The organism is Ruegeria halocynthiae, assembly GCF_900106805.1.
Lineage (GTDB): Bacteria > Pseudomonadota > Alphaproteobacteria > Rhodobacterales > Rhodobacteraceae > Ruegeria > Ruegeria halocynthiae.
This window is the reverse complement of record NZ_FNNP01000005.1, coordinates 93,509-106,212: the sequence shown is the minus strand read 5'-3', so window position 1 is coordinate 106,212 and position 12,704 is coordinate 93,509. Positions and strand designations below refer to the sequence as shown.

The window sequence follows — 12,704 nt, the reverse complement described above, 5'->3', positions numbered from 1 at the left end:
TTGTTGATCAAGGCACCTGACGGACTTATGATGCGGCGGATACGGAACAGCAAGAATTTCGTGCCATATTGCAGGTGACATGAGCAGGAAAGAACGGTCGAGTGTTTCACTATAAGCGAAATCAATCATTGCTGGGCGGGGTCTTTACCACGGCCGAGCTGATATTTCATGCGGTTGTACGTAATATCCGGTCGCAGCACGCGAATGCGGTGATGGCGATCCTGATAAATATACTTCAGGTGGTCGTGATCGCTGGGGCGTTCTACCTTCTGCTGTCGCTCATGGGTACGCGTATCGCCAAGATCAGGGGAGAGTTCATTCTGTTCCTGCTCTCGGGCGTCTTTCTGTTCATAACAAATATCAAGTCGGCCACCTCAATTGCTGGCGTTGGATCGGGCAACAATCCGATGACCTTGCATTCACCAATGACCATGATGGTGATGTTGGCGGCGGCCGCATTCGGTACATTCTATACGCAGCTTGCCTCGATCCTGGTGATCTTGTTTGTCTACAGTGTGGCGGTCACACCGCTTGAGATTCATGACCCCGGTGGCGCGTTCGGGATGCTGGTGTTGTCTTGGTTCTCGGGATGTTCGGTAGGGCTGGTTCTATTGGCGCTGAAGCCCTGGTTTCCCAGTACGGTTGAGATCCTGACAAATGCCTATCGCCGCATGAATATGGTGTTCTCGGGCAAGATGTTCGTTGGCAACGCTTTGGGTGGGTTCATGCTGACCATGTTCGCGTGGAACCCGCTGTTTCACATCATTGATCAATGCCGGGGGTTCGTGTTTCGCAACTACTTTCCGCGCAATACCAGCTGGGAATATGCGCTTTGGGTCGGGATTGTCCTGACCATGATCGGATTGCTGGGTGAATTCTATACGCGCAAACACGTCTCAAAAAGCTGGGATGCGCGTCGCTGATCTATGCCGTTCGCGCAATTTGTTCCGAAATCCGGTTTCCACTTTTTTGGAATGCGCTTCACACTGCGACTCGCAATGTAAGGTTGATGCGCCCACCCTTAGGCAGCAGACGGGACGATCCGAACCTGATACGATCGATCCCGTGATAGGACAGTCGGGCTGGGCCGCCCATGATCACCACATCGCCTGAATTCAGCCAGATCGATTCGGTCTTGCCGCCGCGCGTTGTGTTGCCGATGCGAAACAGGGCATCATCCCCCAATGAGATCGAAAGCACGGGCCATGAAAAATCGGCTTCATCCTTGTCCTGATGCAGGCCCATTCTTGTGCCTTCGCCGTAATAGTTGATCAGGCAGCAATCAGGCTGGCGATCTGCCCCGGTCAGGTTCTGCCAGATTGTCAGGATTTTATCCGGGATTGCGGGCCACGACATACCTTTGGGATGCGTGTCCTGATACCGATACCCCGCCCGATCAGTGACCCAACCCATCGCCCCGGCCGAGGTCATGCGAACCGACATCTCCTTGCCCGAGGGCATGATGGGCCGATAAAGCGGTGCAGCTTTCAGAATCGGGCGCAACAGCTCAATCAGACCTGCTTGTGCGGCCGTATCCAAATGGCCTTTCCGGATGTCAAATCCGCGCAAAAGCAGCTGCGCCATTGAAGAATCCCCATTCCTTGCCAAAACCTTGCCAAAAAAGGCTGCAGAATCCCGAAAACCTGCGATTCTGACCGCTTGCAGGCCCCTGATCCCGCCCTTATATACGCCGGGACGCGCGATGGTGTAGGGCCATTCGTGCACAACAGATCGGGGCAGGGATGCCATAACGGGTCCCGGCCTCGGGACATCGCCTTGAAGAGAAAGGGATTGCAAAAATGGGAAAAGTAATCGGGATTGACCTCGGAACCACAAACTCGTGTGTGGCCATCATGGACGGCTCGCAGCCGAAGGTCATCGAAAACGCAGAAGGGGCGAGAACTACGCCCTCGATCGTCGCCTTCACCGAAAATGAGCGTCTGGTCGGTCAGCCTGCAAAACGTCAGGCGGTCACCAACCCCGACAACACGATTTTCGGCGTCAAGCGCCTGATCGGTCGTCGCGTGGATGATGCGGAGGTCGAAAAAGACAAGAAAATGGTTCCGTACGCTATCGTAGATGGCGGCAATGGCGACGCGTGGGTTGAAGCCCGCGGAGAAAAATACTCCCCAAGCCAGATCTCGGCCTTCACTCTGGGTAAGATGAAGGAAACCGCCGAGAGCTATCTGGGTGAGGACGTCACACAGGCGGTCATCACCGTTCCGGCCTATTTCAACGACGCTCAGCGTCAGGCGACCAAAGACGCCGGTAAAATCGCCGGTCTGGAAGTGCTGCGGATCATCAACGAACCGACAGCTGCCGCTCTGGCCTATGGTCTGGACAAGGAAGAAACCCAAACCATCGCGGTCTATGACCTTGGTGGCGGTACCTTCGACGTGACCATTCTGGAAATCGATGATGGCCTGTTCGAGGTCAAATCGACCAACGGCGACACCTTCCTGGGTGGTGAAGACTTTGACATGCGCATCGTCAACTACCTGGCGGATGAGTTCAAAAAGGAACACGGTGTCGATCTGTCGCAAGACAAGATGGCGCTGCAGCGCCTGAAAGAAGCCGCTGAAAAAGCCAAGATCGAACTGTCCTCGACCTCGCAGACCGAAATCAACCAGCCGTTCATCTCGATGGGCTCGAACGGTCAGCCGCTGCACATGGTCATGAAACTGACCCGTGCCAAGCTGGAATCGCTGGTAGGTGATCTGATCAAGAAGTCGATGAAGCCTTGTCAGGCTGCTCTGAAAGACGCGGGCCTGTCGGCTGGTGACATTGATGAGGTTGTTCTGGTTGGTGGTATGACCCGGATGCCGAAGGTGATCGAAGAGGTCACCAAGTTCTTCGGTAAAGAGCCGCACAAAGGTGTGAACCCGGACGAAGTTGTTGCCATGGGCGCCGCCATTCAGGCCGGTGTTCTGCAGGGCGACGTCAAAGACGTGGTTCTGCTGGACGTGACCCCGCTGTCGCTGGGGATCGAGACGCTGGGTGGCGTATTCACCCGCCTGATCGATCGCAATACAACGATCCCGACCAAGAAGTCTCAGGTCTTCTCGACCGCCGAGGACCACCAGAACGCTGTGACCATCCGTTGTTTCCAGGGGGAACGCGAAATGGCTGCGGATAACAAGATTCTGGGTCAGTTCAACCTCGAAGAAATCCCGCCCGCACCGCGCGGTATGCCTCAGATTGAGGTGACTTTTGACATCGACGCCAACGGCATTGTTTCGGTTTCGGCCAAAGACAAAGGCACCGGCAAAGAGCAGAAGATCACCATTCAGGCATCTGGTGGCCTGTCGGATGAAGACATCGACAAGATGGTCAAGGACGCCGAAGAGAATGCCGAGGCGGACAAAGAGCGCCGTGAACTGATCGAGGCGAAGAACCAGGCGGAAAGCCTGATTCACTCGACCGAGAAGTCCGTCGAAGAACATTCGGACAAAGTCGATCCGACGACCGTCGAAGCCATTGAGCTGGCCATCGCGGCCCTGAAGGACGAGTTGGAGACCGAGAACGCCGACAAGATCAAGTCGGGTATCCAGAACGTCACCGAAGCGGCCATGAAGCTGGGTGAAGCCATCTACAAGTCGCAGGCAGAAGAGGGTGAAGAAGAGCCCGCAGCTGCTGATGAAGCGCCGGGTGATGATGACATCGTTGATGCCGAGTTCGAAGATCTGGACGACGAAAAGCGTAACTAACGGGTAACCGGGCCAATTAGGGCCGGTCCGGTTGCCGGGCCGGCCCGATTACGTTGAGGCAGAAGGAAGAACTGATGTCCAAACGCGACTATTACGAAGTGCTCGGCGTGTCCAAGGGCGCTTCTGCGGATGAAATCAAGAAAGGTTTTCGCACGAAAGCCAAGGAACTGCATCCCGATCGCAACAAGGACAATCCGGACGCCGAATCGCAGTTCAAAGAGGCCAACGAGGCCTATGATGTTCTGCGTGATGGCGACAAAAAAGCTGCCTATGACCGCTTTGGCCATGCCGCGTTTGAAAACGGCATGGGCGGCGGTGGCCGTCCCGGTGGTGGTTTCGGCGGCCAGGGCGATTTCTCCAGCGCATTCTCTGACGTCTTCGACGATCTGTTCGGTGACTTCATGGGCGGCCAGCGTGGGGGTGGCGGACGCCGCGCCGCACGTGGCTCGGACTTGCGCTATAACCTGCGGGTTTCACTGGAAGAGGCCTATGCAGGCCTGCAGAAAACCATCAACGTCCCGACCGCCGTTGCCTGTTCGTCGTGCGAGGGTACCGGGGCCGAAGGCGGCGTAGAGCCAACCACATGCCCGACCTGTTCCGGCATGGGCAAGGTCCGAGCACAACAAGGCTTCTTCACTGTTGAACGCACCTGCCCGACCTGTTCGGGCTTGGGTCAGATCATCAAGAACCCCTGTAAATCATGCGGTGGTGCTGGCCGGGTTGAAAAAGATCGAGCGCTGTCTGTGAACATTCCGGCGGGCGTTGAAACCGGAACGCGTATCCGTTTGGCTGGTGAAGGCGAGGCAGGTATGCGCGGTGGCCCTCCAGGCGATCTTTATATCTTTGTCGAGGTGTCCGAGCATAAATTGTTTGAACGCGACAGCGTGAATCTCTATTGCCGCGTCCCGGTCAGTATGGGTAAGGCCGCTCTGGGTGGTTCGATCGAAGTTCCCACAATCGATGGTGGCCGCGGCCGTGTTCAGATTCCCGCAGGCAGCCAATCAGGCCGTCAGATGCGTTTGCGCGGCAAAGGTATGCCAGCCCTGCGTGGTGGCGGCATCGGCGATATGTTTATCGAACTCGCGGTGGAAACCCCGGTCAACCTGACCGCTCGCCAGAAAGAATTGCTGCAGGAATTTGACGATCTGGGTGAGGATAACCATCCGGAATCAAAAAGCTTTTTCTCGTCTGTGAAGTCCTTTTGGGACGGAATGAAGGGCTAATCAGCTTCTTCTCCTGACAAGGCAGCATTGCCCCTGCCGCGACAAGCCGCGTCTCACCCGGAAATCTTTTGCCCAGATGAAGCAGGGGGGGCCGTACTTCATCTGGCTATATATATCCCGGAGCACGAGGCCAGGCCTCGCAATTTCCCATAAATGCACCAAACGCTTGGCCATACTCTATCATATGGACTGGCCTTAATTGGGTTTGTTTCTTCCTTGATTTTCAATCTGGCGTCTGAGAATGTCGCCTCAACCGTTGGGGTGCCCTGATTGAAGGGCTGAGAGGCGTGGATGCGCTAACCCATCGAACCTGATCCGGGCAATACCGGCGGAGGGAACGGTCTTAGAACACGCCAAGCGTTTTTTCCGTGCTCCGTTGTCCAATACAGATGGAGCGCGCAAATGGCAGCAATCGCATTGACAATCGCCGGGTCAGACAGCGGCGGCGGTGCTGGAATTCAGGCCGACCTTAAAGCCATGTCGGCTTTGGGCGTGTACGGCGCCAGCGTTGTCACCGCTGTGACCGCCCAAAACACGCAGGTGGTAACAGCGGTTCATAGCATTCCGCAGGATGTTGTCGCAGCACAAGTGGCGGCAGTATTGGCTGACCTGGATGTCCGGGCCATCAAGATCGGAATGCTGGCAACCCCAGAAATTATTCACACCGTCGCAGATGCTATCGTTGTCTTTGATGGCCCAGTGGTTCTTGATCCGGTCATGGTCGCGAAATCGGGTGACCCGCTGCTTGCAGATCAAGCGGTGCAGACACTGCGAGATATATTGCTGCCACGCGCAACGGTTTTGACCCCGAACCTGCCGGAAGCCGCACGCCTGCTGGGCTGGCAAAGCGCCGGGTCGACCGAAGACATGATTTTGCAAGGTATGGAGCTTTGCGGCTTTGGCGCGCAATCCGTGTTGATGAAGGGCGGGCACAGTTCCGGGGAAACATGCCATGACATATTGGTTGATGCCTCTGGGGTGATCGCAGAAACAAAGGCGCCGCGTCGGAATACAAAGAATACCCATGGCACAGGGTGCACTCTGTCATCTGCGATTGCCGCCGGATTGGCCAAAGGCCTGCCGCTGACAGAGGCGGTTGCACAAGCGCATGAGTATCTGCAAGGGGCGATTGCGCAGGCGGATAACCTTGAAATCGGGCAGGGCCACGGGCCTGTGCATCATTTTTACCGGGTTTGGCCCGCATGACAATCTGGTCGGTTATAGGGGCGGGCGTTGCGGGCTTGGCGGTGGCCAGTGAGCTGATCGCGCGTGGTGAAAAGGTGCAGGTCTTCGATCCCGGGGGTCTGCCGGGTCCGCATAGTTGCTCGTGGTGGGCGGGTGGCATGTTGGCGCCATGGTGCGAGTACGAAAATGCTGAAGAACCGGTGCTGCGGCTCGGTCAATGTGCCATAGACTGGTGGGCCGCCCGAACCCAGTTACATCATCGTGGTACTTTGGTTGTGGCCAAAGCTCGAGACCTGCCGGACCTGCGCCGATTTGCCCGACGAACCGAGGGATTTATCGACGTCAATCGGGAAGAAATAACCTTATTAGAGCCTGATCTAGATGCTTGTAGCAATGGCCTCTACTTTCGGGCCGAGGCCCATCTGGATCCGCGTCAGGCGCTTGGTGATCTTTGCCGCCAACTGCGCGAAAGCGGTGTCGAGTTTCATCGCAAGCTCGCGCCCAGCCGTCTTGAGAATGCCATCGATTGCCGGGGTTTGTATGCGCGCGATGTGCTGCATGATCTGCGCGGCGTAAAAGGTGAAATGCTGGTAATCCGTTGCCCCGACGTGGCGCTAACGCGCCCGGTCCGTCTACTGCACCCCAGATTGCCGCTGTACATCGTGCCACGTGGTGACGGTATCTACATGTTGGGTGCGACGATGATCGAATCCGAGGACAGTGGCCGCATAACCGCCCGTTCGATGCTGGAACTGCTCAGCGCGGCCTTTGCCCTGAACCCGGGTTTCGGTGAGGCCGAGGTGTTGGAAATCGGTGTCGATCTTCGTCCGGCCTTCCCTGACAACCTGCCTCGCATCCGGCGCCTGGGCCGGACCATCTATGCCAACGGGTTGTATCGGCACGGGTACTTGCTGGCGCCTGCATTGGCTCGGGGTGTGGTCGATCTGGCCCTGGAAAACAAACATTCGGAGATGATTGATGAAGATCGTGCTTAATGGCGAGCCGCGCAATGTGCGCGCCGAAACCCTTTCAGACCTGCTTGAGGAATGCGGCTATTCAGGTGCTGTTGCCACCGCTGTGAACGAGGCGTTTGTGGCCTCAAACCTGCGCATTGCCCACAAACTGACCGACGGCGACCGGGTTGAGGTCGTCGCCCCGATGCAGGGGGGCTGAGGATGAAGGCATTTTATGGCACCAAACTGCCCAATCCGTTGATGCTGGGCACGGCGCAATATCCGAGCCCGGCAATTCTCGAGCAATCGTTCCGTAAAAGCAGTGCTGCGGTTGCCACGGTGTCGTTACGGCGGGAATCCGGTGCCGGGCAGACCTTCTGGCAAATGATACAGGATCTCGGCGTTCTAATTTTGCCCAATACCGCTGGCTGCCACACGGTGAAAGAGGCGGTGACCACTTCTCATATGGCGCACGAGGTGTTCGGTACCCGTTGGATCAAACTGGAACTGATCGGCCACACGGACAGTTTGCAACCGGATGTGTTTCAACTGGTCGAAGCGGCGCGCATCCTGACCGAAGATGGCTTTCAGGTTTTTCCCTATACCACTGACGATTTGATTGTGGGCGAACGCTTGCTTGGGGCCGGTTGCGAGGTGCTGATGCCGTGGGGGGCGCCCATCGGGTCGGGACGCGGGTTGAACAACGAATACGCCTTGCGCGCAATGCGGGCCGAGTTTGCTGATGTACCCCTGGTGATCGATGCGGGGATCGGGTTGCCCAGCCATGCGGCTCGGGCGATGGAGCTGGGCTACGACGCGGTTCTCGTGAACACCGCCGTGGCCCGAGCCGGAGATCCCGCCATGATGGCCCGCGCCATGGTACGCGCCGTCAAAGCTGGCCAGCTGGCGTATCAGGCCGACCCGATCGAGGCACGCGATATGGCAGAACCCTCGACCCCGGTGATCGGAAAGGCGTTCCTGTCATGATGCTGGATCGCTTCTATCCGATTTTTGACCATTCGGATTGGCTGCGGTCAATGCTGCCATTGGGGGTCAAGCTGGTGCAAATGCGGGTGAAGGACCAGCCCGAAGACGTTGTGCGCGCGCAGATTTTGGTGTCGCGCGATCTTTGCCGTTCGCACGGTGCGGTGCTGGTGGTGAATGACTATTGGCAACTGGCCATCGAATTGGGTTGTGACTGGATTCATCTGGGGCAAGAGGATCTGGAGGGTGCCGACCTGAATGTGATCCGCAAGGCAGGGTTGAAGCTGGGCGTATCGACCCATGACGATGATGAGCTTGAACGTGTACTGGCAATGGACCCCGACTATGTCGCGCTGGGGCCAGTCTATCCGACCATTCTCAAAAAGATGAAATGGCATCAGCAGGGTCTGCCCCGTGTGACGGAATGGAAGCAGCGAGTTGGTCGTATCCCTCTGGTCGGTATTGGCGGCCTGAGCGTGGAGCGTGCGCCGGGTGTGCTTGAGGCTGGTGCGGACATCGTTTCAGCCGTTACGGACATAACCCTGAACGACGACCCCGAGGCCCGTGTCTGCCAATGGATCGAGGTCACAAGATGAGCCGCTACGCTCGTCAGATGTTGCTGCCTGAGGTCGGGACTCAGGGTCAGGCGCGCCTGTCCTCGGCGCGCGTGCTGGTGGTGGGGGCAGGAGGGTTAGCTGCGCCGGTTCTGCCACTGCTGGCTGGGGCAGGGATAGGGCGGATCACGATTGTGGACGGGGATACCGTCGATCTGTCGAACCTGCATCGCCAGACCTTGTTTGCCGAGGCAGAGTGCGGTCAGGCCAAAGCAGAGATTGCTGCAGATCGCTGTCGTTCCTTGAATGGCGAGATTGATCTGATCGACATAAAGCAGGCTCTAACAAATGAAAACGCTTCCAATCTTGTCGAACAGGCGGATGTGATCCTTGACTGCGCAGATAGCTATGCGGCCGGCTATATCCTCTCGGATACTTGTCTGGAGCAGGGTAAACCCCTGATCAGCGCATCGGTTCTTGGCCTGTCGGGATATGTTGGTGGCTTTTGCGGTGGCGCGCCGTCTTTGCGCGCGTTGTTCCCAGATGCGCCCGACAGCGGGGCCAGCTGCGCCACGGCGGGTGTTTTGGCTCCGGTCGTGGGTGTCGTCGGCGCGATGCAGGCGCAGATGGCGTTGAACCTGATTCTGGGGGCTCATCCTTCCCCCCTCGGTCAGATGGTTCAATATGAAGGTCGTACTCTGCGCAGCAGGAGCTTCAGATTCGACGAGGCGCCCGAGCCACACAGCTATTTCCGGTTTCTTTCGGCCAGCCAACTGAGCGCAGACGATCAGATTGTCGATCTGCGAGATGCGAATGAAGCACCCATCCCACTACACCCGAATGCACAGCGAATATTGCCGAAAGATCTACGATTAATCGACTCTAACAAAGGCAAAAGATTGGCACTCTGTTGCACCTCTGGCTTGCGCGCCTGGCGCGTGGCTGAACGCATCCAACCGGATTGGCCGGGCGAGATTGTCCTCGTCGCGGCCTCAACCTCGTGAGTGAAAAGGAAACGCGAGACATGAAGAAACTGATTGCCGCTATTGCCCTGATGGTCGCAGCGCCTGCCTGGGCCGAGGACAAGATGACCGTCCTGCTGGACTGGTTCATCAATCCCGATCACGGACCGATCATCGTGGCGCAGGAAAACGGGTACTTTGCGGATCAAGGGCTGCAGGTCGAAATCATCCCACCGGCGGACCCGTCTGCCCCGCCGCGTCTGGTGGCGTCTGGTCAGGCTGATCTGGCCGTGTCCTACCAGCCCCAACTGCACCTTCAGATTCACGAGGGCCTGCCGCTGAAGCGCGTTGGCACGCTGATTGCGACTCCGTTGAACTGTCTGTTAGTTCTGGAAGACGGTCCGATCAGATCGCTTGCCGATTTGCGTGGCAAGAAAATCGGTTTTTCGGTTGCCGGTGTGGAAGAGGCGATCCTGACCACTCTGCTGGGTCAGCACGATATCGGCCTCGACGAGATTGAGCTGATCAATGTCAACTTTTCGCTGTCCCCGTCGCTGATGACTGGACAGGTGGACGCCGTGATCGGAGCGTTTCGGAATTTTGAGCTGAACCAGATGGATATCGAAGGGGTCGCGGGCCGGTGCTTCTATATCGAAGAAGAAGGTGTCCCGCCCTATGACGAACTGATCTATGTTGCCAATCCCGACACCATGGACACTGACTTGATCGCCCGTTTTCTCGACGCAACCGAGAAGGCGACGCAATACATCGTCAACAACCCCGAGGAAAGCTGGGAGATTTTCGCCGCCACCTCGGCCGAATTGCAGGATGAGCTGAACGCTCGTGCCTGGGTCGATACGCTGCCCCGTTTCGCCCTGCGTCCGGCGGGCCTTGATGCAGGCCGGTATGCACGGTTCGAAGCGTTCCTGAAGGACAGCGGCATGATCACCAGCCTGAACCCGGTCAGCAACATCGCCATCGATGTGACCGCGCAATGAGCAGTTATGGCAGGGCGTTCGCGCTGATGCGCGAAGCAGCGCAGGACCCGTGGCGGGCGTATACCCGTCACGCCTTTGTTGAAGGTATCAAAGATGGAACGTTACCGCGCCAGGCTTTCCTGCACTATCTGCGACAAGATTATGTGTTTCTGATCCACTTCTCCCGCGCCTGGGCGCTGGCGGTGGTGAAATCCGAAACGCATTCAGAAATGCTGGCTGCATCGCGGACGGTAAACGGGCTGATCAGCGAAGAGATGCAGCTGCATATCGGCATCTGCAAGACCGCCGGTATTTCGCAGGCAGAGTTGTTCGCCACTCCTGAACGGGCCGAGAATCTTGCCTATACCCGCTTTGTGCTGGAAGCAGGGTACAGCGGTGATCTGCTTGATCTGCTGGCCGCACTTGCACCTTGTGTGATGGGCTATGGTGAGATTGGTACTCGGCTCGCCTCTGAGGTGACGTCCGAGACCTATCGCAACTGGATCGAAACCTATGCCAGCGAGGACTATCAAGGCGCGTGTGAAGCGGTAGGAGAATTGCTTGATCAGGCTCTAACGAGACGGATTGGCGTTGAGTTTGAAGTCTCTCCGCGCTGGGATCGCTTGTGCCAGACCTTCCGCACGGCGACCGAGCTCGAGGTTAAATTCTGGCAAATGGGCCTGACGCCGTGACACCTGCGCCCGATCTGACCTTCAGCGGCACCGCCACGATCAATGGCGTGACCTTGTTCGCGCCGTTGACCCTGACCATCGGGGCGGGGGCGTGGACTTGTCTGTTGGGTGGATCGGGCGTTGGCAAAACCACTGTTCTACGGCTGATTGCGGGGTTGGAGACAGGGGCTGAATTCTCGGGCCAGATCGCAGCCAGTGATGGGCAGTCTGTGCCCGATCGGGTGGCCTATATGGCGCAGGATGATCTTCTGTTGCCATGGGCGACGGTGGTGCAGAACGTCTCATTAGGTGCGCGGTTACGGGGCGAAGTCGTCGATCTGGACCGTCGCGACCGGTTGATCGAACGGATGCGGCTGCAGGATCACATGGCCAAGAAACCCGCCGAATTGTCCGGTGGACAACGCCAACGCGTGGCCCTGGCCCGCACATTGATGGAGGATCGCCCCATCGTCCTACTGGACGAGCCGTTTTCGGCCCTCGACGCTCGCACCCGTGCCGACATGCAGGACCTTGCCGCTGAAGCCTTGCAAGGACGCACGGTTCTGTTGGTCACACATGATCCGGCCGAAGCTGCGCGTCTGGGTCAATCGATCACCGTAATGACTCAACTGGGCCTGACCCCTTGCGACCCGCCAAAGGCACCTGCACCGCGCCATGTAGACGATCTTGAGACGTTGGAAACGCAAGGCGCGCTGCTGAAACTGCTGCGAGAGGCGGCATGAAATTCCTTTCAGCGCTAGCAGCAACAATTTTTGCGCTCGCCGTCTGGCAAGCGATCGTCAGTATGACCGGGTTGCCGAAATTCATCCTGCCGGGCCCGGCGCTAGTTGCCGAGACCTGGTGGCAGAGTCGATGGTTGATTGCCGAACATACATGGATCACCGCCATCGAAGTGTTGATCGGCTTGTGCTGTGGGACGCTTCTGGGCGTGGTGACCGCATTGCAACTCGCCAACTCTCGGGCTGCGCGCGTCCTGGTGCAACCGATGCTCATATTCACCCAAGCCCTGCCGGTTTTTGCACTGGCACCGCTGCTGACTTTATGGCTGGGCTACGGTCTCTGGTCAAAGGTCGCGATGGCGGTGCTGATCATCTATTTCCCGATCACATCATCCTTCTTTGACGGGTTGATGCGGACGCCGCCCGGTTTTCTGGACCTAGCGCGGACGATGCAGGCCAGCCCGCGTGCCGTACTGTGGCATATCCGTATTCCTGCAGCTCTGCCTGCGCTGGCCTCGGGGATGCGTCTTGCGGCGGTATACGCCCCCATCGGCGCGGTGATTGGTGAATGGGTCGGTTCCTCGCAAGGGTTGGGCTATTTGATGCTGCTGGCAAATGGTCGCGCCAAGACGGATCTGATGTTCGCCGCGATGCTGACACTGGGTGTGTTTTCCATCTTGCTGCACATGTTTGTTCGGCGCGCAACGGCCCGGATGGCGGGGGAGGCGCGTTAACCATTCGGAAACCG

Annotated in this window: 14 protein-coding genes and 1 riboswitch; of the genes, 13 read left to right on the top strand and 1 reads right to left on the bottom strand. The window is 57.8% G+C overall.

Annotated elements, in window-relative coordinates:
* Positions 1-101: 101 nt before the first annotated feature.
* Positions 102-923: an ABC transporter permease gene (locus tag BLU89_RS14120; RefSeq protein ID WP_074737483.1), complete on the top strand. Its 822-nt coding sequence runs from the start codon at positions 102-104 to the stop codon at positions 921-923.
* A 58-nt stretch (positions 924-981) separates the two neighbouring features.
* Here the strand turns inward: BLU89_RS14120 and BLU89_RS14115 are convergent, their stop codons facing one another.
* The gene (locus BLU89_RS14115; protein WP_074737597.1) at positions 982-1,584 is read right to left on the bottom strand and encodes an alpha-ketoglutarate-dependent dioxygenase AlkB family protein; all 603 of its coding nucleotides are present in this window, start codon (positions 1,582-1,584) and stop codon (positions 982-984) included.
* Positions 1,585-1,799: 215 nt separating this feature from the next.
* On the opposite strand from BLU89_RS14115, the gene dnaK reads away from it, so the two are divergent.
* The 12 genes from dnaK to BLU89_RS14055 all read left to right on the top strand — a co-directional run bounded on the left by dnaK (position 1,800) and on the right by BLU89_RS14055 (position 12,690).
* Entirely contained in the window at positions 1,800-3,707 is a 1,908-nt protein-coding gene (gene dnaK / locus BLU89_RS14110; RefSeq protein ID WP_074737482.1) for a molecular chaperone DnaK, read from the top strand.
* 74 nt (positions 3,708-3,781) lie between these two features.
* Positions 3,782-4,930 (top strand): molecular chaperone DnaJ, encoded by a 1,149-nt coding sequence (gene dnaJ, locus BLU89_RS14105; protein ID WP_074737481.1) that lies wholly within the window; start codon positions 3,782-3,784, stop codon positions 4,928-4,930.
* A gap of 247 nt (positions 4,931-5,177) precedes the next feature.
* Positions 5,178-5,284: riboswitch (TPP riboswitch) on the top strand.
* Positions 5,285-5,332: 48 nt separating this feature from the next.
* Positions 5,333-6,136 (top strand): bifunctional hydroxymethylpyrimidine kinase/phosphomethylpyrimidine kinase, encoded by an 804-nt coding sequence (gene thiD, locus BLU89_RS14100; protein ID WP_074737480.1) that lies wholly within the window; start codon positions 5,333-5,335, stop codon positions 6,134-6,136.
* Positions 6,133-7,110: an FAD-dependent oxidoreductase gene (locus tag BLU89_RS14095; protein WP_074737479.1), complete on the top strand. Its 978-nt coding sequence runs from the start codon at positions 6,133-6,135 to the stop codon at positions 7,108-7,110. The genes thiD and BLU89_RS14095 overlap by 4 nt, the downstream gene beginning before the upstream one ends.
* Positions 7,094-7,288: a sulfur carrier protein ThiS gene (gene thiS, locus BLU89_RS14090; protein ID WP_074737478.1), complete on the top strand. Its 195-nt coding sequence runs from the start codon at positions 7,094-7,096 to the stop codon at positions 7,286-7,288. Before BLU89_RS14095 ends, thiS begins: the two co-directional genes overlap by 17 nt.
* Positions 7,289-7,290: 2 nt before the next feature.
* On the top strand, positions 7,291-8,055 hold the full coding sequence (locus BLU89_RS14085; protein ID WP_074737477.1) for a thiazole synthase: 765 nt from the start codon (positions 7,291-7,293) through the stop codon (positions 8,053-8,055).
* Positions 8,052-8,648, top strand: a complete 597-nt coding sequence (locus tag BLU89_RS14080; protein ID WP_074737476.1) for a thiamine phosphate synthase — start codon at positions 8,052-8,054, stop codon at positions 8,646-8,648. Before BLU89_RS14085 ends, BLU89_RS14080 begins: the two co-directional genes overlap by 4 nt.
* Positions 8,645-9,610 (top strand): HesA/MoeB/ThiF family protein, encoded by a 966-nt coding sequence (locus BLU89_RS14075; protein ID WP_083347762.1) that lies wholly within the window; start codon positions 8,645-8,647, stop codon positions 9,608-9,610. The genes BLU89_RS14080 and BLU89_RS14075 overlap by 4 nt, the downstream gene beginning before the upstream one ends.
* A 20-nt stretch (positions 9,611-9,630) precedes the next feature.
* Complete coding sequence (locus BLU89_RS14070) at positions 9,631-10,566, top strand: ABC transporter substrate-binding protein (RefSeq protein ID WP_074737474.1); 936 nt, start codon at positions 9,631-9,633, stop codon at positions 10,564-10,566.
* Positions 10,563-11,237: a thiaminase II gene (gene tenA / locus BLU89_RS14065; RefSeq protein WP_074737473.1), complete on the top strand. Its 675-nt coding sequence runs from the start codon at positions 10,563-10,565 to the stop codon at positions 11,235-11,237. The genes BLU89_RS14070 and tenA overlap by 4 nt, the downstream gene beginning before the upstream one ends.
* Positions 11,234-11,959 carry an ABC transporter ATP-binding protein gene (locus BLU89_RS14060; RefSeq protein WP_074737472.1) on the top strand — a complete coding sequence of 242 codons (726 nt, stop codon included), beginning with the start codon at positions 11,234-11,236 and terminating at the stop codon, positions 11,957-11,959. Before tenA ends, BLU89_RS14060 begins: the two co-directional genes overlap by 4 nt.
* On the top strand, positions 11,956-12,690 hold the full coding sequence (locus BLU89_RS14055) for an ABC transporter permease (RefSeq protein WP_074737471.1): 735 nt from the start codon (positions 11,956-11,958) through the stop codon (positions 12,688-12,690). Before BLU89_RS14060 ends, BLU89_RS14055 begins: the two co-directional genes overlap by 4 nt.
* The last annotated feature ends 14 nt before the right edge of the window (positions 12,691-12,704 follow it).